Source organism: Mesorhizobium sp. 8, from assembly GCF_006351905.1.
GTDB classification, from domain to species: Bacteria; Pseudomonadota; Alphaproteobacteria; order Rhizobiales; family Rhizobiaceae; genus Mesorhizobium; species Mesorhizobium composti.
Genome location: NZ_CP040914.1, coordinates 459,874 through 485,006 on the forward strand (window position 1 = coordinate 459,874; position 25,133 = coordinate 485,006).

At 65.7% G+C, this 25,133-nt stretch carries 22 protein-coding genes and 1 pseudogene; 14 read left to right on the forward strand and 9 right to left on the reverse strand.

Features of this window, described 5'->3' with window-relative positions:
• The first annotated feature begins 51 nt into the window (after window positions 1-51).
• The 6 genes from FGU64_RS02125 (at window position 52) to recJ (ending at window position 6,569) form a co-directional block, all read left to right on the forward strand.
• Window positions 52-495: a hypothetical protein gene (locus tag FGU64_RS02125; protein WP_246671217.1), complete on the forward strand. Its 444-nt coding sequence runs from the start codon at window positions 52-54 to the stop codon at window positions 493-495.
• 43 nt (window positions 496-538) lie between these two features.
• A complete protein-coding gene (locus FGU64_RS02130; RefSeq protein ID WP_139950687.1) occupies window positions 539-1,756 on the forward strand; it encodes an LL-diaminopimelate aminotransferase in 1,218 nt (405 codons plus the stop codon).
• Between the two features lie 81 nt (window positions 1,757-1,837).
• The gene (locus FGU64_RS02135) at window positions 1,838-2,257 is read left to right on the forward strand and encodes a hypothetical protein (RefSeq protein ID WP_139950688.1); all 420 of its coding nucleotides are present in this window, start codon (window positions 1,838-1,840) and stop codon (window positions 2,255-2,257) included.
• A gap of 38 nt (window positions 2,258-2,295) precedes the next feature.
• Window positions 2,296-3,609, forward strand: a complete 1,314-nt coding sequence (locus FGU64_RS02140; protein WP_139950689.1) for a homoserine dehydrogenase — start codon at window positions 2,296-2,298, stop codon at window positions 3,607-3,609.
• A 125-nt stretch (window positions 3,610-3,734) separates the two neighbouring features.
• Window positions 3,735-4,718, forward strand: a complete 984-nt coding sequence (glpX, locus tag FGU64_RS02145; RefSeq protein WP_139950690.1) for a class II fructose-bisphosphatase — start codon at window positions 3,735-3,737, stop codon at window positions 4,716-4,718.
• A 60-nt stretch (window positions 4,719-4,778) separates the two neighbouring features.
• Window positions 4,779-6,569, forward strand: coding sequence for a single-stranded-DNA-specific exonuclease RecJ (gene recJ, locus FGU64_RS02150; protein WP_139950691.1), 1,791 nt, complete (start codon window positions 4,779-4,781; stop codon window positions 6,567-6,569).
• 62 nt (window positions 6,570-6,631) lie between these two features.
• Here recJ and FGU64_RS02155 read toward each other — a convergent pair whose 3' ends face one another.
• The 3 genes from FGU64_RS02155 to folE all read right to left on the reverse strand — a co-directional run bounded on the left by FGU64_RS02155 (window position 6,632) and on the right by folE (window position 8,833).
• Window positions 6,632-7,600: a patatin-like phospholipase family protein gene (locus FGU64_RS02155; protein WP_139955235.1), complete on the reverse strand. Its 969-nt coding sequence runs from the start codon at window positions 7,598-7,600 to the stop codon at window positions 6,632-6,634.
• An 83-nt stretch (window positions 7,601-7,683) separates the two neighbouring features.
• Entirely contained in the window at window positions 7,684-8,142 is a 459-nt protein-coding gene (hisI, locus tag FGU64_RS02160) for a phosphoribosyl-AMP cyclohydrolase (protein ID WP_139950692.1), read from the reverse strand.
• A gap of 52 nt (window positions 8,143-8,194) precedes the next feature.
• Window positions 8,195-8,833, reverse strand: coding sequence for a GTP cyclohydrolase I FolE (gene folE / locus FGU64_RS02165; protein ID WP_139950693.1), 639 nt, complete (start codon window positions 8,831-8,833; stop codon window positions 8,195-8,197).
• Between the two features lie 224 nt (window positions 8,834-9,057).
• Here folE and FGU64_RS02170 point away from each other — a divergent pair, with 224 nt between their 5' ends.
• Together FGU64_RS02170 and FGU64_RS02175 are read left to right on the forward strand one after the other, a co-directional pair.
• Window positions 9,058-9,504 carry an iron-sulfur cluster assembly scaffold protein gene (locus FGU64_RS02170; protein WP_136355606.1) on the forward strand — a complete coding sequence of 149 codons (447 nt, stop codon included), beginning with the start codon at window positions 9,058-9,060 and terminating at the stop codon, window positions 9,502-9,504.
• A 91-nt stretch (window positions 9,505-9,595) separates the two neighbouring features.
• On the forward strand, window positions 9,596-10,597 hold the full coding sequence (locus FGU64_RS02175; RefSeq protein WP_139950694.1) for a purine nucleoside permease: 1,002 nt from the start codon (window positions 9,596-9,598) through the stop codon (window positions 10,595-10,597).
• 74 nt (window positions 10,598-10,671) lie between these two features.
• On the opposite strand, the pseudogene FGU64_RS02180 reads toward FGU64_RS02175, so the two are convergent.
• A pseudogene (locus tag FGU64_RS02180) lies at window positions 10,672-11,547 on the reverse strand (LLM class flavin-dependent oxidoreductase); the annotation flags it as partial.
• A 173-nt stretch (window positions 11,548-11,720) separates the two neighbouring features.
• On the opposite strand from FGU64_RS02180, the gene yidD reads away from it, so the two are divergent.
• The 4 genes from yidD to FGU64_RS02200 all read left to right on the forward strand — a co-directional run bounded on the left by yidD (window position 11,721) and on the right by FGU64_RS02200 (window position 16,673).
• Complete coding sequence (yidD, locus tag FGU64_RS02185; protein WP_139950696.1) at window positions 11,721-12,086, forward strand: membrane protein insertion efficiency factor YidD; 366 nt, start codon at window positions 11,721-11,723, stop codon at window positions 12,084-12,086.
• A gap of 148 nt (window positions 12,087-12,234) precedes the next feature.
• The gene (locus FGU64_RS02190; protein ID WP_246671218.1) at window positions 12,235-13,413 is read left to right on the forward strand and encodes a D-alanyl-D-alanine carboxypeptidase family protein; all 1,179 of its coding nucleotides are present in this window, start codon (window positions 12,235-12,237) and stop codon (window positions 13,411-13,413) included.
• Between the two features lie 141 nt (window positions 13,414-13,554).
• Complete coding sequence (gene thrS / locus FGU64_RS02195; RefSeq protein ID WP_139950697.1) at window positions 13,555-15,540, forward strand: threonine--tRNA ligase; 1,986 nt, start codon at window positions 13,555-13,557, stop codon at window positions 15,538-15,540.
• Window positions 15,541-15,638: 98 nt separating this feature from the next.
• Window positions 15,639-16,673 carry a lysophospholipid acyltransferase family protein gene (locus FGU64_RS02200; RefSeq protein WP_139950698.1) on the forward strand — a complete coding sequence of 345 codons (1,035 nt, stop codon included), beginning with the start codon at window positions 15,639-15,641 and terminating at the stop codon, window positions 16,671-16,673.
• Here the strand turns inward: FGU64_RS02200 and FGU64_RS02205 are convergent.
• A complete protein-coding gene (locus tag FGU64_RS02205) occupies window positions 16,577-17,542 on the reverse strand; it encodes a hypothetical protein (protein ID WP_246671219.1) in 966 nt (321 codons plus the stop codon). The two genes, FGU64_RS02200 and FGU64_RS02205, sit on opposite strands and share 97 nt — an antisense overlap.
• Before the next feature lie 126 nt (window positions 17,543-17,668).
• On the opposite strand from FGU64_RS02205, the gene FGU64_RS02210 reads away from it, so the two are divergent.
• Window positions 17,669-18,253 carry a nitroreductase family protein gene (locus tag FGU64_RS02210; RefSeq protein WP_139950699.1) on the forward strand — a complete coding sequence of 195 codons (585 nt, stop codon included), beginning with the start codon at window positions 17,669-17,671 and terminating at the stop codon, window positions 18,251-18,253.
• On the opposite strand, the gene FGU64_RS02215 is transcribed toward FGU64_RS02210, so the two are convergent.
• A complete protein-coding gene (locus FGU64_RS02215; RefSeq protein ID WP_139955238.1) occupies window positions 18,229-19,125 on the reverse strand; it encodes a CoA ester lyase in 897 nt (298 codons plus the stop codon). The two genes, FGU64_RS02210 and FGU64_RS02215, sit on opposite strands and share 25 nt — an antisense overlap.
• On the reverse strand, window positions 19,125-19,577 hold the full coding sequence (locus FGU64_RS02220; RefSeq protein WP_139950700.1) for a MaoC family dehydratase: 453 nt from the start codon (window positions 19,575-19,577) through the stop codon (window positions 19,125-19,127). Before FGU64_RS02220 ends, FGU64_RS02215 begins: the two co-directional genes overlap by 1 nt.
• A 138-nt stretch (window positions 19,578-19,715) precedes the next feature.
• Between FGU64_RS02220 and FGU64_RS02225 the strand changes: the two genes are divergently transcribed.
• Window positions 19,716-20,837, forward strand: coding sequence for a DUF2336 domain-containing protein (locus FGU64_RS02225; protein ID WP_139955239.1), 1,122 nt, complete (start codon window positions 19,716-19,718; stop codon window positions 20,835-20,837).
• 4 nt (window positions 20,838-20,841) lie between these two features.
• Here the strand turns inward: FGU64_RS02225 and FGU64_RS02230 are convergent, their stop codons facing one another.
• The gene (locus FGU64_RS02230; RefSeq protein WP_246671220.1) at window positions 20,842-22,890 is read right to left on the reverse strand and encodes an FUSC family protein; all 2,049 of its coding nucleotides are present in this window, start codon (window positions 22,888-22,890) and stop codon (window positions 20,842-20,844) included.
• A gap of 43 nt (window positions 22,891-22,933) precedes the next feature.
• Window positions 22,934-24,997 carry a DNA topoisomerase IV subunit B gene (gene parE, locus FGU64_RS02235; RefSeq protein WP_139950702.1) on the reverse strand — a complete coding sequence of 688 codons (2,064 nt, stop codon included), beginning with the start codon at window positions 24,995-24,997 and terminating at the stop codon, window positions 22,934-22,936.
• Window positions 24,998-25,133 lie beyond the last annotated feature (136 nt).

Genomic DNA, 25,133 nt, shown 5'->3' on the forward strand with positions numbered 1-25,133 from the left:
TCCCTGAAGCGTTTTCTTGACACATTATCATGAGACGTCGGATACGGTCCAATGCCGATCAACAGCGGCCAGTCCGACTTTCGGGGCAAGACAATGAGAAATCGCGCCGGCCAGCCTGCCATCTTCGTCCTTGGATCGTTTTGCCGCAGCCTTGCCGCGGTCGCCCTGCTTGCGGCAGCGGCCGGCTGCACCAGTACCGGCATCGAGGACGCGGCCCCCCAGTCGGCGACGGTAACCGGGCCGAAGGACACCGGCAGTTACCCCAATCTCAACATTCCTCCCCAGCAGGCGGCCGAGCAGTTCACCGACGCCGACAAGAACGCCAAGCTGGCGGCGCTGCAGGCGGATCAGGCCGCGGCCAACGCAGCCGCGGGCAGCACGGCCGGCACGCCCGATTCGGCCGAGCTCGACAGGCTGGCCAAAACGCACGCCTCGGACACGTTGAAGCAGATCGAAGGCAAGTGCGACCCCGCCCTCGACCCTACCTGCAAATAAGTGTATATCGCGCGCCCAATCCCTCCTTCGACCGGAAACTGACATGGAAGAGTTTCACAAGGTCCGCCGGCTGCCGCCTTACGTCTTCGAGCAGGTCAACCGGCTGAAGGCCAGCGCGCGCTCGCGCGGCGCCGACATCATCGACCTCGGCATGGGCAATCCCGACCTGCCGACGCCGAAGGCGATCGTCGATAAGCTGGTCGAGGTGGTGCGCGATCCGCGCACGCATCGCTATTCCTCCTCGCGCGGCATTCCGGGCCTGCGCCGCGCCCAGGCCGCCTATTACGCTCGCCGTTTCGGCGTGAAGCTCGATCCCGATACGCAGGTGGTCGCCACGCTTGGCTCGAAGGAAGGCTTCGCCAACATGGCGCAGGCGATCACCGCGCCCGGCGATGTGGTGCTGTGCCCCAATCCGACCTATCCGATCCACGCCTTCGGCTTCATCATGTCGGGCGGCGTCATCCGCTCGATGAAGGTCGAGCCGGACGACGGCTTCATCCCGGCGCTGGAGCACGGGGTGCGGCATTCCATCCCGAAGCCGCTGGCGCTCATCCTGAACTATCCGTCCAACCCGACGGCGCTTGTCGCCTCGCTGGATTTCTACAAGGACGTCGTCGCTTTCGCCCGCAAGAACGACATCATAATCCTGTCGGACCTCGCTTATTCCGAGATCTATTTCGACGGGAATCCGCCGCCTTCGGTGCTGCAGGTGCCGGGCGCGATGGATGTGACCGTCGAGTTCACCTCGATGTCGAAGACCTTTTCCATGCCCGGCTGGCGCATGGGCTTCGCGGTCGGCAACGAGCGGCTTATCTCGGCGCTGACGCGCGTGAAATCCTATCTCGATTACGGCGCCTTCACGCCGATCCAGGTTGCCGCGACCGCCGCGTTGAACGGCGACGGTGCCGACATCGCCGAAGTGCGCGACATCTACCACAAGCGCCGCGACGTGATGGTGGACGCGTTCGGCCGTGCCGGCTGGACGATACCTGCGCCGGCGGCCTCTATGTTCGCCTGGGCGCCGATCCCCGAACAGTTCCGGCATCTGGGTTCGCTGGAATTCTCCAAGCTGTTGATCGAGCATGCCGACGTGGCGGTGGCGCCCGGCGTGGGCTTCGGCGAGCACGGCGACGATTATGTGCGCGTCGCCCTGGTCGAGAACGAGCACCGGATCCGCCAGGCCGCGCGCAACATCAAGAAGTTCCTGGCATCCAGTGCCAAGCAGCCGAACAATGTTGTTCCGCTCGCGGCGCATCGCTGACTAATTTCAAAATAAGGGCCACATGTTTGCCAGAGCTGCGGCTAGCGGTATTGTTTGGCGTTATGATTCGCGGAGCCTGCCATGAACCCTAAGGTTCCTCGCTTTGAGCCTGAAGTGATCGCCGCAGCGTCTAGAAGGTGGCATGGCGACGATGAGAAAGTTGCCACTACCTCCATAAAGTGCCTTGACGTTGATGGCGTGCAAGTCAGCAGTCGCTACGGCAAGGCCGCCGAATATGATATCATGGCGGCCATGGTTCTTGGTGTGGAGGCGGGACTACGAACCCTTATCGAAACGATATGGTGTGATAGCAAGGCTTGTGCTTGTTACTCTGTAACGCTTAGATCATGTACGGCAGCGCAGGCCAAGGATATTTCTTATCAATTAGAAGAAGCCTGCATATCTCTGTCCGGCGGCCACAATGGCATCGACATTAGCGGAGAACGCGGAGGCTACATCGTACTGGACCCTAATTGGGGTTGGGGCGACGTGGAGAGCTAATTAGCCGCTTATAGCATAAAATTTGTTGGACAGTTTGCATGACAGAAGCTTTGCGTATTGGGATCGCGGGCCTTGGCACCGTCGGCGCCTCGGTGGCGCGGGTGCTGGTGGAAAAGGCGGCCGAACTCACCCGGCAGTGCGGCCGTCCGATCACCGTGACCGCGGTTTCGGCGCGCGACCGCGGCAAGGATCGCGGCGTCGATCTTGGCGATATCGCCTGGTTCGACGATCCGGTCGAACTCGCCCGCTCGAACGGCATCGACGTGTTCGTCGAGTTGATGGGCGGCGATGAGGGCGCGCCGCGCGAGGCGGTCAAGGCGGCGCTGGAAGCCGGTCGTCATGTCGTCACCGCCAACAAGGCGCTGCTGGCAAAGCACGGCGTGGCGCTGGCCGAAATCGCCGAGAAGAAGGGCGTCCTGCTGAACTACGAGGCGGCAGTGGCCGGCGGCATCCCGGTCATCAAGACCATGCGCGAAGCGATGGCGGGCAATTCCGTGTCGCGCGTCTTTGGCATCCTCAACGGCACCTGCAACTATATCCTCACCCGCATGGAGGCCGAGGGCCTGACCTTCGAGGCCTGCCTGAAGGACGCGCAGCGGCTGGGCTATGCCGAAGCCGACCCGACCTTCGACATCGAGGGCAACGACACGGCTCACAAGCTTTCCATCCTGACCAGCCTTGCTTTCGGCACCAGGATCGCCGCCAACGACATCTATCTGGAAGGCATTTCCAACATCACCCAGGCCGATATCCGCGCGGCGAGCGATCTCGGCTACCGGATAAAACTGCTGGGCGTGGCGCAGCGCACGGAAAGCGGCATCGAGCAGCGCGTCCACCCGACCATGGTGCCGACCGCCTCGGTGATCGCGCAGGTGCACGGCGTCACCAACGCCGTTGCCATCGAGACCGACATTCTTGGCGAACTGCTGCTGTCCGGCCCCGGCGCCGGCGGCAACGCCACGGCGTCCGCCGTCGTCGGCGACATCGCCGATATCGCCAAGAGCCGCCCCGGCTTCCAGCACGGCCCGGTGTTCGGCCGCCCGGCGAAGGAGCTGAAGCCCTACAAGAAAGCGCAGATGCGCAGCCATGCCGGCGGTTACTTCATCCGCCTTACCGTGCACGACCGCGTCGGCGTCTTCGCCGCCGTCGCGCGGCGCATGGCCGACAACGACATCTCGCTGGAATCGATCGTCCAGCACGCCGCCGGCGCAAACGGCGACGACAAGAAGACCGTCATCCTCGTCACCCACGAGACGACCGAGGCGGCCGTGCGCAAGGCGGTCGACGGCGTCACCAAGGACGGCCATCTGGTCGACAAGCCGCAGGTGATCCGCATCGAGCGTGCGGGCTAAGCCGATCGCCTTTCAATCGATTGATATTCCTGCGTTTTCGAAAAAGCGCGGGATTGGTCTTGCCGTTGTCGCACGGCTTTGACAAAAGGCGCCCACATCAGGCCGGAAGCCAGAGGATATTGCCCATGACCATCGCCCAGACCCTTTCCACCGGCCTCGACCGCGTGCTGACCATGGAACTGGTGCGCGTCACCGAGCGCGCGGCGGTGGCTGCCGCGCGGCTGCGCGGGCGCGGCGACGAGAAGGCCGCCGACCAGGTCGCCGTCGACGCCATGCGCCAGGAACTCAACCGGTTGGCGATCCGCGGCACGGTGGTGATCGGCGAGGGCGAACGCGACGAGGCGCCGATGCTCTACATCGGCGAGGAGGTCGGCACCGGCAAGGGACCGGCCGTCGATATCGCACTCGACCCGCTGGAAGGCACGACGATCTGCGCCAAGAACCTGCCGAACGCGCTGGCGGTTGTCGCCTTGGCCGAGAAGGGCAGCCTGCTCAACGCGCCTGACGTCTACATGGACAAGATCGCCGTCGGCCCGGGTTACGCGGCCGGCGTCATCGACATCGATGCGCCGCCGGCAGACAACATCGCCGCCGTCGCCAAGGCCAAGGGCGTGCCGGTGGGTGAGGTCACCGCCTGCATCCTCGACCGGCCGCGCCACGCCAAGCTGATCGAGGCGGTGCGCGCCACGGGCGCCGCGATCCGCCTGATCGGCGACGGCGACGTCGCCGGCGTCATCCACACCACCGATCCGGACGAGACCGGCATCGACATCTATCTCGGCACCGGCGGCGCGCCTGAGGGCGTGCTGGCGGCCGCCGCACTGCGCTGCACCGGCGGGCAGATGCAGGGGCGACTGATCCTCGACACGCCGGAGAAGGTCGAGCGCGCGGCGCGCATGGGCGTGGACGATCCGCGCCGCATCTACCGCGCCGAGGACATGGCGCGCGGCGACGTGCTGTTTGCCGCCACCGGCGTCACCGACGGCAACATGCTGGCCGGCGTCAAGTTCGGCCGCACCTTCATCACCACCCACACCATCGTGCTGCGCTCGTCGTCGCGCACGGTGCGCGAGATCAAGGCCCGGCACCAGGATCTGGAAAAGTTTTGATTTCGCTCGGCCGAACGGCGCATAGTGCCCCGCACGCAGGATAGGCGTGCGGCAGCTGTAATGGCGGGTGAAAAGCGTTTCTTTCTCGATGTTCGGTGTTCTGCGACCGGCTTGGCCTGGGCGCATCGGCTGAGCGAGCGCCAGGACATGGCGGCATTGGCCATCGCGCAGGGGCAGGGCGTGCCCGATATCGTGGCGCGCGTGCTTGCCGGCCGCGATGTGCTGGCGCACGAGGCAGCCCGCTTCCTCGATCCGACGATCCGCGACCTGCTGCCCGATCCGGCCTCGCTGACCGATATGGAAAAGGCCGCCGCCCGCCTCGCCGAGGCCGTCATGGCCCGGGAAAAGGTCGCGATCTTCGGCGATTACGACGTGGACGGCGCTTCGTCCTCGGCGCTGCTCAAGCGATTTCTTGGGCATTTCGACGTAGCCTCCGAAATCTACATTCCGGACCGAATTTTCGAGGGCTACGGGCCGAATCCCGATGCGATGCGCGAACTGGTCTCGCGCGGCGCAAGCCTGATCGTCACCGTCGATTGCGGCACCAACAGCGCCGCCTCCATCGACGCAGCGAAGCAGGCCGGCGCCGATGTCGTCGTCCTCGACCATCATCAGGTCGGCGGCGCGCTGCCGGCTTCCGCCGTCGCCGTAGTGAACCCGAACCGGCAGGACGACCTGTCGGGGCAGGGGCATCTCTGTGCCGCCGGCGTCGTCTTCCTGGCGCTGGTGCAGACAGCGAAGGTGCTGCGGTCCCGCATGCCCGGCACGCCGTCGCCGGACCTGCTCTCGCTGCTCGATCTGGTGGCGCTGGGCACTGTCTGCGACGTCGTTCCGCTGACGGGCGTCAACCGGGCCTTCGTGGTCAAAGGCTTGCAGGTGATGCGCCAGCAGTCCAACCCCGGCCTTGCCGCGCTGGCCAATGTCGCGCGCATCGGCGAGCCGCTCGGCGCTTTCCATCTCTCCTTCATGATCGGCCCGCGCATCAATGCCGGTGGCCGCATCGGCGACGCTGCGCTCGGCAGCCGGCTGCTTGCGACAGACGATCCTGTCGAGGCGCGCGCGATCGCCGAAACGCTCGACCGGCTGAACCAGGAACGGCAGGCGATGGAGCAGGAGATGCTGGCCGAGGCGCGCGCCGAAGCGGATGCCGAACTCGCCGGCGGGCCGGGGCCGGCGGTGATCGTGACGGCGAGCACCAACTGGCATCCCGGCATCGTCGGGCTGATCGCCTCGCGCCTGAAGGACTATGCCCGCCGTCCCGCTTTCGCCATCGCCTTCAATGCCAACGGCGTCGGCACCGGTTCTGGCCGTTCCGTTGCCGGCTTCGATCTCGGACGGCTGGTGCGCGAGGCTACGGAGGCCGGGTTGATCGTCAAGGGCGGCGGCCATGCCATGGCGGCCGGCATCACCGTGGAGCGTTCCAAGCTCGGCGCCCTGCGCGCCTTCTTCGAGGAACGCGCCGCGGCCGACGTTTTCCGTCTCCAGGATGAAGAAAGCCTGCTGGTCGACGCGGCACTCGCCGCCGAGGGTGCGACGCTCGATCTGGCGGACGCGCTGGAGAAGGCGGGGCCGTTCGGCGCCGGCCATATCGCACCGCTGTTCGTCCTGCCGCGCCACCGGCTGGCGGATGTGCGGCCGGTCGGAACCAATCATGTGCGGGTCGATCTGTCGTCCGAGGCGGGGGGCCGGTTGCAGGGCATCGCCTTCCGGGCCGCCGGCACGCCGCTCGGCGAATTCCTGCTCCGTAACAGGGGCGGCATCGTGCATGTCGCCGGTTCGTTGTCGGTGAACCACTGGAACGGCAGCCGCAACGTGCAATTCCGCATCGTCGACGCGGCTGCCCAGGCCTGACTATCTCTTTGTTTTCCGCAATTCAGGACGGAAAACCGCTTCACACTTTTCCTGGAATTGCTCTACACCAGCGCCGTCTGCAGGCGCTCCAGTTCGCCGATACGCGCCGTCGCTGCCTCATAGCCCATGCGGATGGCTTCGTCGGCGCGGTGGAACTCGGTCATGCCGACATGGCCGAGCTTCGGTTGCAGCGCGAGGTCGGGCGGGTCTCCGGCAAGCCGGGCGCGCGAGATGCGGTCCTGGATGATGTTGAAGGCTTCCACCATGACGCCGGTAATGCCGAGCTTGGTTTCGCGCGCCTGGTGCTCCAGGTCCGTGCCTTCCGGCGGCGGTGCATCCTTCTCGGCAACGAACTCGCCGGCATTGTGCCGGATCACCGCGGCGCGGCCGAAATTGTCGTTGTTGAGATTGACCGCGACCACCAGCGGCTGCTCGTAGGCGCGGCAGACCGACACCGGGACCGGATTGACCAGCGCGCCGTCGACCAGCAGGCGGCCATTGCAATTGACCGGCTCGAACACGCCGGGCAGGGCGTAGGAAGCGCGCATGGCCGCGATCAGCGAGCCGGCGGTCAGCCAGATCTCGTGGCCAGTGCGGATTTCTGAAGCGACGCAGACGAACGGCTTGAGCAGGTCCTCGAGGCGCACGCCTTCCAGATGCTGGCGCAGCCGGGCGTCGAGCCGCATGCCGCCGAGCAGGCCGCTGCCGCCGAGCCGGAAGTCGAGCAGGCCGAACATGCGCCGACGGGTCAGGCCGCGGGCGAATTCCTCCAGTTCGTCGAGCTTGCCCGCGAGATAGCAGCCGCCGACAAGAGCGCCGATCGAGGTGCCGGCGATCATCGAAATCTCGATCCCGGCCTCGTCCAGGGCACGTAGCACCCCGATATGGGCCCAGCCGCGCGCGCAGCCGCCGCCAAGCGCCAATGCGATCCCGGCCTTCTTCTGAAGCCGGAAGCCGGCGAGGCTGCCGGAGGAGAAGCCATCGGCTTCCCGAACGTCCGGTCTGCTACGGAATGACGCCCATTCGAGCATCATTTTCTCCCTTGTCCCACGGTTAGCCTACAGGCGGGCCGTATCGAAATGGTGAATCTATGGCGGGAACTGGGCAAAGGGATTCACGAAGGATTTCGATACGTTTCTTCCGCATCGAACAGCGGCGCGCTGCCGTCGCTGGCAAGGGTTGCCTTGCCGTCCTTCAGCCCCACCGTCCGATAGAAACAAGAACGCCTGCCGGTATGACAGGTTGCATCGTGGCCCAACACATTCACGCGCAGCCAGACGGCATCCTGGTCACAATCCGTGAGCACGGCGACCACCTTCTGCACGTTGCCGGACGTCTCGCCCTTTTTCCACAGCGCCTTGCGCGAACGCGACCAGTAGTGCGCGATGCCGGTCTCCAGCGTCAGCGCCAGCGCCTCGGCGTTCATGTGCGCAACCATCAGGAGCTTGCCGTCGCTAGCGTCGGTGACGACGGCGGTGACCAGCCCGTTCGCGTCGAAACGCGGCGTGAAGACCTCGCCGTCTTCGAGCGTCTTCTTGTCGGAGGAGGGAGGATCGAACTCAAAGGCCGACATGCTTGACTGCCGACCTCGGCCGGCTCCTTTCCTGTGACGACGACCCGGCCGCTTAGCCGATGCCGCCGCCGCGCACCATGGTGACGAAGCGCAGCTGCTCTTCCGGATGGTCGCGGAAGACGCCGGTGAAGGTCGAGGTCAGGGTGGTCGAGCCCTGCTTGCGGATGCCGCGCATAGCCATGCACATATGCTCGGCCTCGATCATGACGGCGACGCCGCGCGGGTTGAGCACATCCTGGATGACGCCGGCAATCTGCGCCGTCATCGCTTCCTGCGTCTGCAGACGGTGCGCGAAGATGTCCACCACGCGGGCGATCTTCGACAGGCCGACGACCTTGCCATCGGGCAGGTAGCCGACATGCGCCTTGCCGATGATCGGCACCATGTGGTGCTCGCAATGCGAGTGGAACTGGATGTCCTTGACCAGCACGAGATCGTCGTAGCCGGCGACTTCCTCGAAGGTCCGGCCGAGCTCGTCGGCCGGGCACATGTCGTAGCCGCCGAACATCTCCCGATAGGCTTTGGCGACTCGCTTCGGCGTATCGACCAGGCCCTCCCGGTCAGGATCGTCGCCCGTCCAGCGGATCAGGGTGCGAACGGCGGCTTCAACCTCGGCCTGGGTCGGCCGATCGGTCACCGGCTTGTCGAGGTAAACAGAGGGCGGCATGATTTTCTTGGCAACGGCGTCCATCAAAGGCGTCTCCCGTAGTCCCTTGCGCGAAGGGACGAGTTGAACGGACCACAGCCTTCCACGGAGCGGCTGCCCCGAAAGCGGCGTGACATGGTTCCGGGTCTTGGATGCGTGGATCGCCTTGCCGTTCCCGGATTGCAACCATTATATATGGTGGTGCCGAGCGAATGAAAGGCTGGCCAGCGGCAAAGCTTGTTCGCGGCGCGGCGATGGACCGGAAAATCATGATCGACGACGTCTACAACGCGAAAATTCTCGGTTTTGCCGGAAACATCGCCCGTATCGGTCATCTCGATCATCCCGACGCGACCGCCAAGGCGCACTCCAAGCTGTGCGGCTCGACCGTCACCGTCGACCTGAAGATGCAGGACGGCGTCGTCACCGATTTCGCTCATGAAGTGAAGGCCTGCGCGCTCGGCCAAGCCTCGTCGTCCATCATGGCACGACACGTCGTCGGCGCAACGGCCGAGGAACTGCGCTCGTTGCGCGAAACGATGCTGAAGATGCTGAAGGAAGGCGGCCCGCCGCCGGCAGGCCGTTTCGAGGAACTGAAATATCTGGAGCCTGTGCGCGACTACAAGGCGCGCCACGCCTCGACAATGCTGACCTTCGACGCCGTGGTCGATTGCATCGGCCAGATCGAAGCCCGGCACGCCGGCGAGGCGGCCTGACATTCACAACTTTCTTGGGAGTCGCACGTCGCCGGCCGGCTGACGTTCGGATAGGAACGGGTGGTTATCCCTCGTTCCTCCCGGAGGCTCCATGTTCTTCAAAACGCTTGGCCTGGGCGTTCTCGCCCTGGCCGCTCCCGCTGTTGCGATGGCACAGCCGATCGCTCCGAAGGTGATGGTCATCACCATGTTCGGAGCGGAAACCAAGCCGTGGCTCGACAATCTTCAACTCTCCGAAAAGGTCGCGGTGCCGGGCCTGGCTGCAGACGCGCCCGAAGTCTCCTGCAACGGTGACCTGTGCGTGATGACGACGACCATGGGCTTTGCCGATGCCGCGACCTCGACCGCGGCGGTCGCCCTGTCGGACAAGTTCGACCTGTCGAAGACCTATTTCATCGTTGCTGGCATCGCCGGTATCGACCCCTCCAAGGGCACGCTCGGTTCGGCTGCCTGGGCCGACTATGTGGTCGACGGCGGGCTCTTCCATCGTATCGGCAAGGCCGACATCCCCGCTGGCTGGACCTCGACTGTGGTCGAGCTGGGCGCGAAAGCCCCCGGCGAAAAGCAAGGCTGGGGCGCCGGGACCGAAGTGTATGAGATGAACAAGGCGGTTCTGGATGCCGCCGTCGCCGCGAGCAAGTACACCGAACTTGCCGACAGCGATGATGCCGCCGCCTATCGCGCGCTTTATACGCAAGAGGCTGCCAGGGCCAAGCCGGGCGTGACGGTCTGCACGACCATATCGGCGGACACCTATTGGCACGGCGCCGAGATCGCGACGGAAATGGCGGCCCACGCGAAGACCCTGACCGACGGCAAGGCCGACTACTGCACCAGCCAGATGGAGGACAATGCGACGCTGACGGCGCTGAAGCGCGCGGCGAGTGCCGGAAAGCTGGATTTCAACCGCGTCGCGGTGTTGCGCACGGCTTCCAATTTCGACCGACCCCATGACGGCCAGGGCGCGGCCGAATCGCTTGCCGCCAAATCCGGTGGGTTCGGCCCGGCGACCGAGAACGCCTTCCGCGTCGGCAATGCCTTCGCACAGGACATCGTAAAGAACTGGGACCGTTACGAAGCTGGCCTCAAATAGCCGGCGACTGGCATAGAAAAAGGGCCGGCAGCATGCCGGCCCTTTTTTGTTTGCAATTGTTCGCAGGCAAGCTGTCAGGCGGCCTTGTCCTTCTCCGCCAGCATGTCGCGCACCATCGGGATCACCTTGGTGCCGTAGAGTTCGATGCTTTTCATCATCTTTTCGTGGCTGGTGGTGCCGGCCGAATATTTCAGGTCGAAGCGGTCGTTGCCGAGCGCCTTGATCGTGGCGGCGATCTTCTTCGCCACGGTTTCAGGCGAGCCGGCATAGGTCGAGCCGAGTTCGATCTCGCGGATGAAGCTATCCTTGGTCGTCTCCGGCCAGCCGCGCTCCCGGCCGATGCGGTCGTGCATGGCCTTGTAGCCGGGCCAGAGCTCCTCGCGCGCCTGCTCGTCCGTCTCGGCAACGTAACCCGGCGAATGAACGCCGAGCGGCATAGCCTCCGCGCCCATCTGCTGCTGGGCGCGCTTGTAAAGATCGACGAATGGCAGGAACCGCTTCGGGTCGCCGCCGATGATGGCGAGCGTCATCGGGATCCGGTAGTGCACGGAACGCACGACCGATTCCGGCGAACCGCCGACGCCGATCCAGGCGCTGAGCTTGCCGCTTTCGATTCGCGGATAGACGGTGACGTCCTTGAGCGGCGGCCGGAGTTCGCCATCCCAGCTGACCGGACCGTTGGCGAGCAGCGCCGCGAACAGGTCGAGTTTCTGCTCGAACAGGACTTCGTAGTCGCTCAGCTTATAACCGAACAGCGGAAAGGATTCCGTGAAGGAGCCACGACCGAGGATCACCTCGGCGCGCCCGTTCGACAGCGCGTTGACGGTCGAGAAACGCTCGAAGACGCGGATCGGGTCGTCGGACGATAGAACGGTGACGGCTGACCCCAGCTTGATGCGCTTGGTGCGGGTGGCGATGCCGGCCAGCACGACTTCCGGCGCCGAGACGGCGCTTGACCGAGAGTTCGGACGATGCGCCAGGTTGTTTGCAGGGCAAGATAGGGGGCGTTCCGGCGTTATTCAAATTGAACGGACAGCACTCACTGTTCACTCCTGCTTGACGACCGCCTCTTGACGGAAGAACGCGCCTCGCGCCACGACGGCGAAGCGCCTATCTTGAGCCCATGCACGACCATCCTCACGCAAAGCCGGCCGCGAACCGCTCCCGCAACTGGGCCGGGCCGTGGCCGCGCACGCCGGCGCGCCTCGCCGGCACCGGATTGGTGCGGCTTTATCAACTCACTCTGTCCGGCTTCATTGGCAACACCTGCCGCCACATGCCGACCTGCTCGGAATACGCTTATGAGGCGATCGCCCGGCATGGCCTGTGGGCAGGTGGCTGGCTGGGCCTCTTCCGGGTGCTGCGCTGCGGGCCGGGCGGCACGCACGGCATCGACAACGTGCCGGAGCGGCTGACCGACGATCTCGCCTGGTGGGCACCCTGGCGCTACTGGCGGGTGGGTAAGAAGCGCAGCGATGCCGCCGGATGAGCGGTGTTCGCCACACCGCTGGCCGCAATCGTTAATCTTCGCTTCATGATTTGTTAGCGTGCCCTTAGCACAGTCCAGCCGGAAGGCCGCCGGTCCGCATCACGATGCGTGCCCCGCTGGCCGTTGTTGCTTTGGGGAGAGGGGACCAATGCGGGTCTTTACCGAACGGCGTGTCCGGCATGTCTTTGCGGTCCTGTTCATGGCCGCAGCCGTGAGCCTCGGTGCCGGTGCCGCAATGGCTACGTCCTGGGCGGTGCTCGATGCCGACAGCGGCGTCTTTCTGGGTGAGGATGGCGGCAACCATGTCCAGCCGCCGGCTTCCCTGGCCAAGATGATGACGCTCTACCTGACGTTCGAAGCCTTGCACGATGGCCGCCTGCACTGGAACGACCGCATTACCGTTTCGCGCAAAGCCTCGGCCAAGATCCCGATGAAGCTCTGGATCAAACCGGGCAGCACGATCAGCGTGCGCGAGGCCGTGGACGGCATGATCGTCATTTCCGCCAACGATGCCGCCGCCGCGATCGGCGAGCATCTGGCGGGATCGGAAGCCGCCTTCGGCCGCCTGATGACGAAGCGCGGCCGGCAACTCGGCCTTAAGAACACGATCTTCACCAATCCGTCCGGCCTGTCCGACGGGCACCGGCAAACGACGACGGCGCGCGACATGGCACGGCTGGGCCGCGCCTTGCAGCGTGATTTTCCCAGAGAATACAAGCGGTTTTCTCAAGCCTCCTTCGTCTATCGCGGCAAGCGGCTGAGGGGCCATAACAACCTGATGTACCGCTACGACGGGGTGGACGGCATCAAGACCGGCTTCACCAATCTGGCCGGCTACAATATCGTCAGTTCGCTTAACAGCGGCGGGCGCCACCTCATCGGCGTGGTGCTGGGCGGCAGGACCGCGCGCAAGCGCGACGACCGGATGGCGGCGCTCCTGACCCGCTTCGGCAGCAAGAGCGCCGCCCAGCCGCAAATCGCCATGCGCGTGCCGTTGCCGACCCCGCGGCCGTTGGAGGAGGTCGCCATGGACGATTCCCTCATCGAGCAAGGCGACGGCGGCGTGGTGCCGGCGATCTCCGCATGGAAGATCCAGATCGCAGCGCTTCCCAGCGCCGGGGCAGCCCGTGCGTTGCTCGACAAGGTCTCGGCGCTGGCAGGTTTCGCGCGGGCCGGGCTGACGACGAGTGTCGAGCCGGTCGTCGCCGGCGGCAAGAAGCTCTACCGCGCCCGCTTCGATGGCTTCGAGGATCACGCCGCTGCCGGAAAGGCATGCGCCGCGCTCAAGCAGCGCAAGTTCGACTGCATCACCGTCGAGGCACCCTGAGAGGCTGGACCCGGCGGCCTGAGAAACCGGCGGCTGCCGCTTTACGACCTCCGATCCGCTGACTAAAAGACACGGCGCTGCCGGACCTTATCCGGCGATCAACCACCCGCGCTCGTTTGCGGGACTGGATAGGAGTGAAGAATGTCCCAGGTTTCCCTCACATTTCCCGATGGCTCCGTTCGCGAATACGACGCGGCGACCACCGGCGCGCAACTGGCCGAATCCATCTCCAAATCGCTGTCGAAGAAGGCTGTCGCCTATACATTCGACGGCACGCTGCGCGATCTCGCCGATCCGCTGGGCGCTTCCGGCGCGGTCGAGATCGTCACCCGCGAAGACCCGCGCGCGCTGGAATTGATCCGCCACGACGCCGCGCACGTTCTGGCCGAGGCCGTGCAGGAACTGTGGCCGGGAACCCAGGTGACCATCGGCCCGGTGATCGAGAACGGCTTCTATTACGACTTCGCCCGCAATGAGCCGTTCTCGCTGGAGGATTTCCCGGTCATCGAGAAGAAGATGCGCGAGATCATCGCGCGCAACAAGCCGTTCACCAAGGAGGTCTGGTCGCGCGACAAGGCCAAGCAGGTTTTCCGCGACAAGGGCGAGGCCTACAAGGTCGAGCTGATCGACGCCATTCCCGCCGATCAGGACGTCAAGATCTACCATCAGGGCGACTGGTTCGACCTTTGCCGCGGCCCGCACATGGCCTCGACCGGGCAGATCGGCTCCGCCTTCAAGCTGATGAAGGTGGCCGGCGCTTATTGGCGCGGCGACAGCAACAACCCCATGCTGACGCGCATCTACGGCACCGCATGGGCCGACCAGGTGCAGCTAGACGCCTATCTGACAATGCTGGAGGAGGCCGAGAAGCGCGACCACCGCAAGCTCGGCCGCGAGATGGACCTGTTCCATTTCCAGGAGGAGGGGCCGGGCGTCGTCTTCTGGCACGCCAAGGGCTGGCGGGTCTTCCAGAACCTGATCTCCTACATGCGCCGCCGCATCGACGACGACTATCAGGAAGTCAACGCGCCGCAGGTGCTCGACAAGTCGCTGTGGGAGACGTCCGGTCACTGGGGCTGGTATCAGGAGAACATGTTCGCGGTGAAGTCTGCGCATGCCTTCACCCATCCCGACGATCCGGATGCCGACCAGCGCGTCTTCGCCCTGAAGCCGATGAACTGCCCCGGCCATGTGCAGATCTTCAAGCATGGCTTGAAGTCCTACCGCGATCTGCCGATCCGGCTTGCCGAATTCGGCAATGTCCATCGTTACGAGGCGTCCGGCGCCTTGCACGGGCTGATGCGCGTGCGCGGCTTCACCCAGGACGACGCGCACATCTTCTGCACGGAAGAACAGCTTGAAGCGGAAATCCTCAAGATCAACGACCTGATGATGTCGGTTTATGAGGATTTCGGCTTCGACGAGGTTGAGGTCAAGCTCGCCACGCGCCCGGAAAAACGGGTCGGCACCGACGCCATGTGGGACCATGCCGAGGATATTTTGCGGCGGGCGCTGGCGAAGATGGCGCGCGAGGACAACCGCATCAAGACCGGCATCAACGAAGGCGAGGGCACCTTCTACGGCCCGAAGTTCGAATACACGCTGAAGGACGCCATCGGCCGCGAATGGCAGTGCGGCACCACGCAGGTGGACTTCAATCTGCCGGAGCGATTCGGCGCCTTCTACATCGGCTCGGATTCGGAAAAGAAGCAGCCCGTCATGGTGCATCGCGCCATCGCCGGCTCGCTGGAACGATTCCTCGGCATCCTGATCGAGAACTTTTCCGGCCATTTCCCGCTCTGGTTCGCGCCGGTGCAGGTGGTGGTGGCGACGATCACCTCGGATGCCGACGACTACGCAGCCAGGGTTGTCGCGCGCCTGAAGGCCGCCGGCCTGACCGCCGAGGCCGACCTGCGCAACGAGAAGATCAACTACAAGGTGCGCGAGCACAGCCTTGCCAAGGTGCCGGTCATCCTGGTGTGCGGCCGGCGCGAGGCGGAGGGCACCGTCAACCTGCGCCGCCTCGGCTCGCGCGCCCAGCAGGCGATGACGCTGGACGAGGCAGTCTCCGCTCTGGTCGAAGAGGCGGTGCCGCCGGACCTGCGCCGCAAGCGCGCCCTGGCCTGATGAGGTCGCCCCTGACGGGAACGGCCTGAAAAGGTGGCGGTGGAGCATTCCACCGCCATTTTCATATGCCTGTCATCGCTGGCGGCTATCCAGTCTTCATGCCAGTCCTGAAGACGCGACCGCGACCGTTTCCCGAGCTTTCCTACGCCAATGACGGGCAACCCCCTCTTGCGCGGTGGTTCATCCGGTCGATCGAAGGCCTGTCCGGACGCGACCGCTTTGCTGCCCTGTACGATTTCTGGCGCCGCGACGTCGCCACCACCGGCCATCTCATCTTCGGCCGCATGCTTGAGCTGATCGACGTCACCATATGCAATGCCGACAACTGGCCGCCGGCGGTCCTGCCCGATACGCCGCTCGTCATCGTCGCCAACCATCCTTTCGGCATCGGCGACGGCATTGCCATCCTGTCCCTGGCCGAACGGCTCGGCCGCCCTTTCCGTGTGATGATCCACAAGGATCTGCTACGGGTGCGCGAAATGGAGCCGTATGCGCTGCCGGTCGATTTCTCGGAAACCAAGGAAGCGTTGAAGAACAACATGGCCGTGCGCCATGAGGCCGTGCGCCTCCTGAAGGAAGGCGTGACGATCGTCGTCTTCCCCGCCGGCGGGGTCGCCACCGCGCCGAAAGGCTTCGGGCGGGCAAGGGACCTGCCGTGGAAGATGTTTCCGGCACGCCTCGTCCAGGACGCAAAGGCGTCCGTGATCCCGGTCCATTTCTCCGGCCAGAACGGCCGGTTGTTCCATATCGTCAGCGGACCGATGAAACTGGCGGAGCGGCAAGGGCGCCTCGCCAGGTTTATCGGCAGGGCGTCGCTGACCTTGCGCATTTCCCTGCTGATTCGCGAATTCGCGCGCCTGTCCGGCAGCGTGATCGAAATGCGGGTCGGTGCGGTATTGCCATGGAACGAGCTTGAAAGCCTGCGCGACCGAAAGGCGCTGTTGGGCAGGCTGCATCGCGCGGTATTCGATCTGGAGCCGAAGCGTCCGGGGAGGCGTTTCGGCCCGCTGCCGCTCTGGCGTCGGAGTGCCTTCGCTCAGTCCGCGCCTTCTTCCGGATCGATGGCCGAGGCTTCCGAGGCGATCACCTCGACTTCCGTGTTCTTGCCGGCCTCGACGGCGAAATCTTTCTGATAGATGCGGTCGCGGTTCTTGGCGATGACCGTGTACTGGCCCTCGGCCAGAACCATCGGGGCATAGGCGCCGACGGCTTCCTTGACCGGGTCGCCAGCCCCGTTGAGCACCGACCATGAGGTGTCGGCGATCGCCTCGCCGCCGTCTTCGCGGACCAGCTTCATGGTGACTTCGGCGGCATGGTGTTCGACCGTTGCTTCGGTCAATTTGCCGGCCTCGACGCGGATGTCGGAGCGCACCACCGCATTGGTCGCGCCATAGGTCGAAACGACATGGTAGGTGCCCGCATTGAGCCGGACGACCGTGTTGGGCTTGACGTTCGGGACGATCAGCGCCCGTTCGCCGCCGGCCTCGGCCTTGCCCTCGTAGATCGAGAAGCGCAGCTTGCCGGGCGGAATGCGCTGGCCGCCGGCAAGCACGGCATCCAGTTCGAGGCCGCCGGCGTCGAGCACCAGGCTTTCGCGCTTCGGCTCGCGGCCGACGGTGATTCGCTTGGTGGCTCCGGCACGCCCGTAGGAGGCATGGACCAGGTAGCTGCCGGGCTCCAGCGTGAAGGCGGCCGTGCCGCCATGCGCCGACGCCACCATCGGCAGCTTGCCGTCGGCGCCCGGTTCCGGCTTGAAGACGCGCCAGACGATACCGCGGGTGATATCGGCGCCCTTGTCCATGAGCTGGGCGCTCAGTGTCACGTCGCCATGTGTGCCTGAGGCGAGGGACTTGTCGCCATGGGGCGGCGCATAGCTGGAGATGTCGGGAAGGTTGAGGTTCTTCAGGACGTCCTTTTCCTGTGCCGTTGCAGGTCCGCTGACGGCGGCCAGCAGCGCTACCGCACAGGCAGGCGACAAAAGGTGGAAACCCCTCGAGATCATGCCTTGCGTTGAAGCCCAATGTGGTGGCAATTTCAAGGCCTGCCGGCGCTCTCGCGCCACGCCCGAGCCGCCGATTCTTTCCCAAAGGGCGCGCTTCAGCCAAATCCCGTTCAGGAGAACCGCGCCATGTCGTCGCCTATCATCGATTTCCTGCTGACCCGCAGTTCGGCTCCCATCTCGGAGTTGCTCGAACCAGGGCCGAGCGACGCCGAGATCGCCACCATCATCGCGGCGGCTGCGCGCGTGCCCGATCATGGCCGGCTGGTGCCGTGGCGCTTCATCCTCTATCGGGGCGAGGCCCGCGTCGAGATCGGCGAGAAGCTGGCCGAACTGGCCGAAAGCCGTGAAGGGCCGCTGGCGGAAAATCGCCGCAACCAGGAGCTGGCGCGATTCTCGCGCGCGCCGCTGGTCATCGGGGTCGTCTCCAGCCCGAAGGAAAGCCCGAAGATCCCGCAATGGGAGATGTTCCTGTCGGGCGGCATGGCGGCGATGAACCTCGCGCTCGCGGCCAACGCGCTCGGCTATCGCACCAACATGATCACCAACTGGTATTCGTACGTGCCGGAGGGCAGGGCGATCCTCGGCCTCGCGCCGCATGAGCGTGTCGTCGGCTTCGTCCACATCGGCACCTTCTCCGGCGCGGCGCCGGAGCGGCCGCGTCCGGATCCGGCGACGCTCGTTACCGATTATTCGGGTCCTTGGACGGAATAGACGCCAGCCGCTTTCGCCCGTGCTAGCAGCCGTTCGGCGAGCCTGAGATGCGGCCGGTCGAACATCTTGCCGTCGATCGAGACGACGCCCGGATCGCCGGCGGCCGCGAAGGCGGCCACCACGGCCGCCGAGCGCTCGACCGCCTCGCGCGACGGCGTGAAGGCCGCGTTGATGACCGGCACCTGGTCGGGATGGATCGCCATCTTGGCGTTGAAGCCGTCGCGCTCGGCCTCGGCGCATTCCGCCGCGAAACCGGCGGCGTCGCGGAAATCCGGATAGACCGTGTCGACGGCTGTGACGTCGGCCGACGACGCCGCGAGCAGGGTGAGCGCCCGCGCCAGCCGGAACACATCGGTGTAGCGTCCGCTGCCATCGCGGGCGGCCTGCGCACCGATCGCCGCCGAAAGGTCCTCCGCGCCCCAGGTCAGGCCGGCGAGCCGGGCGCTTGCGCCGGCGTAGCTCGCGGCGGCAAGGACGGCGCCGGCGGTCTCGGTAACAATCGGCAGGATCTTTATCCCACCGTCCGGCAGGCCGGCTTCGGCCTCATGCACCCTGAGTTTGGCCGAAAGCTGCTGCACGTCCTGCCCACCGCCGGACTTCGGCAGCATGACGCCGTCCAGCCGAACCGGCACGAGTGCTGCGAGATCCTCGTCGGTCAGGCCGCTCTGAAGGTCGTTGACGCGGACATAGATGGCCGCCTGCGTATCCCTCCTGTGCGCGGCGATGAAATCGGCCGCGATGCGACGCGCCGCCTGCTTGTTGGCGAGAGCCACGGAGTCTTCCAGATCGACGATCACCACGTCCGCCGCAGAAGCGAAACCCTTTTCCAGCTTGCGCTCCGAATCGCCGGGTACGAACAGCAGCGAGCGCATCAGGCAGGCTTTTTCCACATCATCGCCTGACGCACGCAGCGTGCCACCAGCACGTCGTTCTGGTTGTAGGCGCGATGCTCGAATTCGACGATGCCGCGATCCGGCTTCGACTTCGAATCGCGCGCCGAGACCACGGTCGTCTCCACGCGGATCGTATCGCCGTGGAACACCGGATTCGGAAAGACCGTCTCCTTCATGCCGAGATTGGCGACGGTGGTGCCGACCGTGATGTCGTTGACCGAGATGCCGATCATCAGGCCAAGCGTGAACAGCGAGTTGACCAGCGGCTTGCCCCACTCGGTCTTGGCGGCGAAGTCGAAGTCGATGTGCAGCGGCTGCGGGTTCAGCGTCATCACCGAAAACAGCACGTTGTCGCTTTCGGTCACGGTCTTGCGCAGGGAGTGCCTGAAGACGTGACCGATGGTGAATTCCTCAAGATAAAGTCCGGGCATGATGTCCTCCGTTAACGGTTGATAAGACGCCCGGTCGCGGCCTTCAAGCCGGTTAAGGAACATGGTGAACCCTTCGTAAACCAATTCCCGTCTAACGTCGCCGTGGGTTAACGGGCGGGCAGGGGCATGGCGGCAGGAATGGTCGTTTCGCATTTCCTTCATTGGATCGACACCGCAAGGGTGGCCGAACGCGCCGCTGCCGCCACGGCGCTCGCCAGGGCCTATGTCAACGCCGAGCTGCCGTTCGAGGATCGCTGCGCTGCCGAGGCGGCGCTGACGCTGCTGCTGGACGATGCCTCCTCCAAGGTGCGGCAGGCGCTGGCCGAGGTGCTGTCGACCAGCCACCACGCTCCGGTGCAGATCGTGGCGGCACTTGCCGCCGACCAGCCGGAAGTGGCCGGTCCGGTTCTGGCACGCTCGCCGTTGCTGACTGATTCCGACCTCATCGACCGCGTGGCAGGCGGCGCGCCGGCGACGCACAGGCTGATCGCCGATCGGCCGATGCTGTCCATGGCCGTCTCCGCAGCGCTTGCCGAAATCGCCGGCCCGGAGGCCTGCGTCATCCTGGTTGCCAATTCCGGCGCCGAGATCGCCTCGCTGAGCTTCCGGCGCATGGCGGAGCGCCACGGTCATGTGGCGCTGCTGCGCGAAGCCCTGATCGGTGATCCGCGCCTGCCGGCCAATTGCCGCCACATGCTTTTGACCAAGCTCGGCGAAGCGCTGACGGGCTCGCCGCTGGTGCTGGCGCTGATGGGTCGGGCGCGGGCCGACCGGGTCATGCGCGACGCCTGCGTGAAGGCATCCGTCACCCTGATCGAGAACACGCGCGCCGGCGAGCATCCGGCCCTCATCGAACATCTTCGCCTGCGCGGCGACCTCACGGCCTCTTTCCTCATCCGCACGGTGGCGCACGGCAAGATCGATTTCTTCGGTTCTGCGCTGATGGCGCTGACCGGCCATTCCGGCGAGCGGGTGCGTTCGCTGCTAGCCGGCGGCCACGACACGGCGCTGCTTGCGCTATTCGGCGCCGCCGGGCTCGCCAGGGCCACGCACGCCATCATCCTGCGCGCACTGAAGGTGTGGCGCGAGGTGGCCAACGGCAAGCGTGTCGCCGGCGTGCAGGAGGTGAGCTGGCTGATGCTGAAGGAACTCGGCGGGCAGGCCGCCGAAGGCGACCTCGCTATGCTGGTCAAGTCGATCCATCTAGACGCATTGAGGCAGAACGCCCGCGGCCACGCACTGGCGATTGCCGCCGCCTGAGGCTTTATTTTGCCCGGAAGAAGGCCGGGTGGTCCTCTATAGCTGCCGCGATGACACGTAGCGAGGCGCCCGCGTGAAGCGATGTCGCCTGGCCATCGGTCGCGATGGCGTCGGCCCTTGTCCGCATATCGTCCGCCGTCACCGAAGGCTTGCCGGCTCCGGGCCGCACCAGTAATTCGCGCGCGAAGAGTTTTAGGAAATCGCCGATTGCGCCTTCCGCTTCCCGCGTCAGGCTATGGGCCGGCAGCAGCGCGCGCAGCCTGAGCAGTTCCAGACCGACGGCGACGGCCGCGATGCTGCCCCCGAACAGCGCCTCGCCTTTCCGGCCGGCCCGGGCGGCCAGCGGCAGGAGTTGGTTGATGCGGTCGTAGGCGAGGCTCTCGAACGCCGAGCGGCGCGGCACGCGTTCGTGCAGGCACAGCCGCACCAGATCCTCGCGCATCGCCTGAACGATCCGGCCGACAGCGGCGGCGGGGTCCACCGGCAGCACGACGAGATAGACGCCGATGGCCAGCAGTTCGCCGATGAGGATCGACAGCGAGCCGGCGCCGAAGACGACGGGGTTGTAGGCCATCGTCTGATGCGGGCTGAGGAAGGCGAGGAAGTTGATGGCGAAGGCGGTGGCGACGCCGACGGTGCGCGGGTTGGCCATCGCCAGCGCCGCCGGAATGAGGATCGGCACGACGAAGACCATGAACCAGCCGAAGCCGGGCAGGGCAGGCAGGACGAGCTGGCCGACGACGAAGGCGAAGGGAAGCGCGTAGAGCGTACCCTTGAAGAAGCCCCAGGCGACCTGCACCGGATCTGGGCGCGGCGCGAACAGGCTGGACACCACGGCGATGATGATGACGACGCCTTCCAGTTCGGACCAGCGCGTCGCGATCCAGAAGGCTGCGACCAGCATGGTGGCGATGGTGGCGCGAACGGCGTTGCGCCAGGCGCCGTGATGGTCGCGGTGGATGACCAGTGCCGGCTGTCGGCGATCGCGGGCGCGCCGTGACGGCGGCCGGCGCAGCGCATCGAGCCCCAGCAGAACCTCGCGCAGCGCTTCGGCGAATTCACCGGCGATGGTGAGCCGCGAGACGGTGCCGATGCGGTCGGCGCCTTCCGCGCCGCCGGCCGCTGGCACCTTGCGCGCCTCGTCGGCGATCGCCGTCAGCCGCTCGATCCACGGGCGGGTATCGTCCAGCGGGCTGACCGCCAGTTCGACCAGCAATGCCCGAAGGCGCTCGCGCACCGGCATCAACGCCACGTTTCCGGGCGCCGAATGGGCGCGCAGCATGCGCGCCGCCGACAGGGCGGACAGAAGGTGTCCGATGGTGCGCCGGACCGGATGAGCCCGCGTCGCCTGGCTTGGCGCCTCCAGCCGCGCATAGGCTCGCATTTCGCCGAGCGCCCCGGCATCGGCGACCAGCTTGCGGTAAAGCGCTTCCAGCTTCGCCTCATCGCCCGCGCCGAAGGCGTTGGCGCCGTAGGTTGCGAGGTCGTTGACGCAGCGCTTGAGCCGCGCGCCCATGGCGTCGCCGGCAAGCTGCGGCAGGATCAGCCGGCTGGTCACCGCCGCGCAGACGATGCCGATGACGATTTCAGCGCAGCGGGCGGTGGCGAGCTCGGTCAGCAGATGCGTTTCGCCGAAGGCCGGCAGGGCGATGATCGTGGCGGTGTAGCCGGCAAGGGCCGCGCCATAGGCTTCCGGATTGCGCAGCAGCGAGGAGACGAAGGTGCAGACGCCGATCCAGAGCGACAGCACCGCCACGAACAGCCACGGGTTGGCGCCGAACAGCCAGGTCAGCGCGATCGCGGCGGCGGCGCCGGCGAGCGTCCCGGCCAGCCGGTAGAACCCCTTGGCCAGCACCATGCCGGCGACAGGCTGGGCGACGATGAAGACCGTCATCATCGCCCATTGCGGCTCGCCGATGTTCAGCGCGTAGGCGATAAGCAGCGCGATCAGCCCGGCGGAGACGGTGCGCAGCGCGAAAATCCAGTCCGAGCGGGTGGGGCGCGGCACGCGACCGAGCCAATCGCCGATGACGCCTGCCGGCCGCGCACTCACCACTCCACCTCCGCGTTCGGCAGGCAGGCTGGACGCACCGGGCTCAGATGTCCAGAACCTCGGCCTCGGCGAATTCGGCGCGCTCCTGGATGAAGCGGAAGCGCGCTTCCGGCTTGGTGCCCATCAGCGCGTCGACGGCGTCCTTGGTGGCGCTTTCCTCGTCCAACACCTCGACCCTGAGCAGCGTGCGCTTCTTCGGGTCCATCGTGGTTTCCTTGAGCTGGCCGGCCATCATCTCGCCCAGACCCTTGAAGCGGCCGATCTCGATCTTGCCGCGTCCGGTGAATTCGGTGCGCAGCAGTTCGTCCTTGTGCGCGTCGTCGCGCGCATAGGCGACCTTGCCGCCCTGGCGGATCGAATAGAGCGGCGGTACCGCCATGTAGAGATGGCCGTCGCGGATGAGCTGCGGCATCTCCTGGTAGAAGAAGGTGATGAGCAGCGAGGCGATGTGGGCGCCGTCGACGTCGGCGTCGGTCATGATGATGACGCGGTCGTAGCGCAGGTCAGAATCGCGGTATTTCGAGCGCGTGCCGCAGCCGAGCGCCTGGATCAGGTCGGAAATCGTCTGGTTGGCGGCGAGTTTGTCGTTGCCGGCCGAGGCGACGTTGAGGATCTTGCCGCGCAGCGGCAGCACCGCCTGCATGGCGCGGTCGCGCGCCTGCTTGGCCGAGCCGCCGGCCGAGTCGCCCTCGACGATGAAAAGCTCGGCACCGGCGGCTGCGTTCTGCGTGCAGTCGGCGAGCTTGCCGGGCAGGCGCAGCTTGCGCACCGCGCTCTTGCGCGAAATCTCTTTCTCTTGCCGGCGGCGCACCCGCTCGTCGGCGCGCGCGATAACCCAGTCAAGCAGCTTGGTCGCTTCCTGCGGATTGTCGGCCAGCCAGTGGTCGAACGGATCGCGGATGGCGTTCTCGACGATGCGGATCGCCTCGACGGTGGCCAGCCGGTCCTTGGTCTGGCCAACGAATTCCGGCTCGCGGATGAACACCGAAAGCATGCCGGCGGCCGAGATCATCACGTCTTCGGAATTGACGATCGAGGCGCGCTTGTTGCCGGTCAGTTCGGCATAGGCTTTCAGGCCGCGCGTCAGGATGTTGCGGAAACCGGCCTCGTGCGTGCCGCCTTCATGGGTCGGGATGGTGTTGCAGTAGGAATGGACGAAGCCGTCGCCGCCGTACCAGGTGACGGCCCATTCGATCGACCCGTGCCCGCCCTGCTTTTCGCTTTTCCCTGCAAAGACTTCGCGGGTGACCTGGAAGTCGCCGTTGAGGGAAGCGGCGAGATAGTCTTTCAGGCCGCCGGGGAAATGGAAGTCGGCCTTGGGCGGCGTGTCGTCCTTCTCCTTCAGCAGGGCCGGATCGCACGACCAGCGGATGTTGACACCGCCGAACAGGTAGGCCTTCGAGCGTGCCATGCTGAAGACGCGCGCCGGCTCGAAGGCCGCACCCTTGCCGAAGATTTCGGGGTCGGGATGGAAACGGGTGCGCGTGCCGCGGCGATTGTGCACCTCGCCGAGCTTCTCCAGCGGCCCCTGCGGAATGCCGCGCGAAAAGCGCTGGCGGTAGAGCTGGCGCCCGCGCGCGACCTCGACCTCACAGGAATCGGACAGCGCGTTGACCACCGACACGCCGACGCCGTGCAGGCCGCCGGACGTCTCATAGACCTTGGAATCGAATTTGCCGCCGGCGTGCAGCGTCGTCATGATGACTTCCAGCGCCGACTTGTCCTTGAATTTCGGGTGCGGATCGACCGGGATACCGCGGCCGTTGTCGGTGACGGTGAGGAAACCGTCGGCCGAAAGCTCGACCTCGATGAAGGTGGCGTGGCCGGCCACCGCCTCGTCCATCGAATTGTCGATGACCTCGGCGAACAGATGATGCAGCGCCTTGTCGTCGGTGCCGCCGATATACATGCCCGGCCGCCGGCGCACCGGCTCCAGTCCTTCCAGCACCTCGATGTCGGCCGCGCTGTAGCCCTCCGACCCATCGCGCGGCGCGGCGGCCTTCTTCGCGGCAGCTGCCTGCACCAGCGGATCGGCTGGGCGCGAAGGCGGGCGTACGGCTTGCGGCTGTTTGTCCGAAGTGCCGAAGAGGTCGTTCATGTCGTCCATGCGGGAGGCGAGGTCCGATGTTGCGAATCACAGCGTGATATTGCCACGCTTTCTGCGTGGAGGCACGGAAGTTCGCGTTCCGTTCGCGCGATCCATCCTGCAATGCCGATGCTTCGCCGCAGGTATGGAACTGCAA

Bases quoted from the DNA above. Each gene is read 5' to 3' on its own strand.
- FGU64_RS02125 (WP_246671217.1), top strand. From the start codon at position 52: ATGCCGATCAACAGCGGCCAGTCCGACTTTCGGGGCAAGACAATGAGA.
- FGU64_RS02130 (WP_139950687.1), top strand. From the start codon at position 539: ATGGAAGAGTTTCACAAGGTCCGCCGGCTGCCGCCTTACGTCTTCGAG.
- FGU64_RS02135 (WP_139950688.1), top strand. From the start codon at position 1,838: ATGAACCCTAAGGTTCCTCGCTTTGAGCCTGAAGTGATCGCCGCAGCG.
- FGU64_RS02140 (WP_139950689.1), top strand. From the start codon at position 2,296: ATGACAGAAGCTTTGCGTATTGGGATCGCGGGCCTTGGCACCGTCGGC.
- glpX (WP_139950690.1), top strand. From the start codon at position 3,735: ATGACCATCGCCCAGACCCTTTCCACCGGCCTCGACCGCGTGCTGACC.
- recJ (WP_139950691.1), top strand. From the start codon at position 4,779: ATGGCGGGTGAAAAGCGTTTCTTTCTCGATGTTCGGTGTTCTGCGACC.
- FGU64_RS02155 (WP_139955235.1), bottom strand. From the start codon at position 7,600: ATGCTCGAATGGGCGTCATTCCGTAGCAGACCGGACGTTCGGGAAGCC.
- hisI (WP_139950692.1), bottom strand. From the start codon at position 8,142: ATGTCGGCCTTTGAGTTCGATCCTCCCTCCTCCGACAAGAAGACGCTC.
- folE (WP_139950693.1), bottom strand. From the start codon at position 8,833: ATGGACGCCGTTGCCAAGAAAATCATGCCGCCCTCTGTTTACCTCGAC.
- FGU64_RS02170 (WP_136355606.1), top strand. From the start codon at position 9,058: ATGATCGACGACGTCTACAACGCGAAAATTCTCGGTTTTGCCGGAAAC.
- FGU64_RS02175 (WP_139950694.1), top strand. From the start codon at position 9,596: ATGTTCTTCAAAACGCTTGGCCTGGGCGTTCTCGCCCTGGCCGCTCCC.
- yidD (WP_139950696.1), top strand. From the start codon at position 11,721: ATGCACGACCATCCTCACGCAAAGCCGGCCGCGAACCGCTCCCGCAAC.
- FGU64_RS02190 (WP_246671218.1), top strand. From the start codon at position 12,235: ATGCGGGTCTTTACCGAACGGCGTGTCCGGCATGTCTTTGCGGTCCTG.
- thrS (WP_139950697.1), top strand. From the start codon at position 13,555: ATGTCCCAGGTTTCCCTCACATTTCCCGATGGCTCCGTTCGCGAATAC.
- FGU64_RS02200 (WP_139950698.1), top strand. From the start codon at position 15,639: ATGCCAGTCCTGAAGACGCGACCGCGACCGTTTCCCGAGCTTTCCTAC.
- FGU64_RS02205 (WP_246671219.1), bottom strand. From the start codon at position 17,542: ATGATCTCGAGGGGTTTCCACCTTTTGTCGCCTGCCTGTGCGGTAGCG.
- FGU64_RS02210 (WP_139950699.1), top strand. From the start codon at position 17,669: ATGTCGTCGCCTATCATCGATTTCCTGCTGACCCGCAGTTCGGCTCCC.
- FGU64_RS02215 (WP_139955238.1), bottom strand. From the start codon at position 19,125: ATGCGCTCGCTGCTGTTCGTACCCGGCGATTCGGAGCGCAAGCTGGAA.
- FGU64_RS02220 (WP_139950700.1), bottom strand. From the start codon at position 19,577: ATGCCCGGACTTTATCTTGAGGAATTCACCATCGGTCACGTCTTCAGG.
- FGU64_RS02225 (WP_139955239.1), top strand. From the start codon at position 19,716: ATGGTCGTTTCGCATTTCCTTCATTGGATCGACACCGCAAGGGTGGCC.
- parE (WP_139950702.1), bottom strand. From the start codon at position 24,997: ATGGACGACATGAACGACCTCTTCGGCACTTCGGACAAACAGCCGCAA.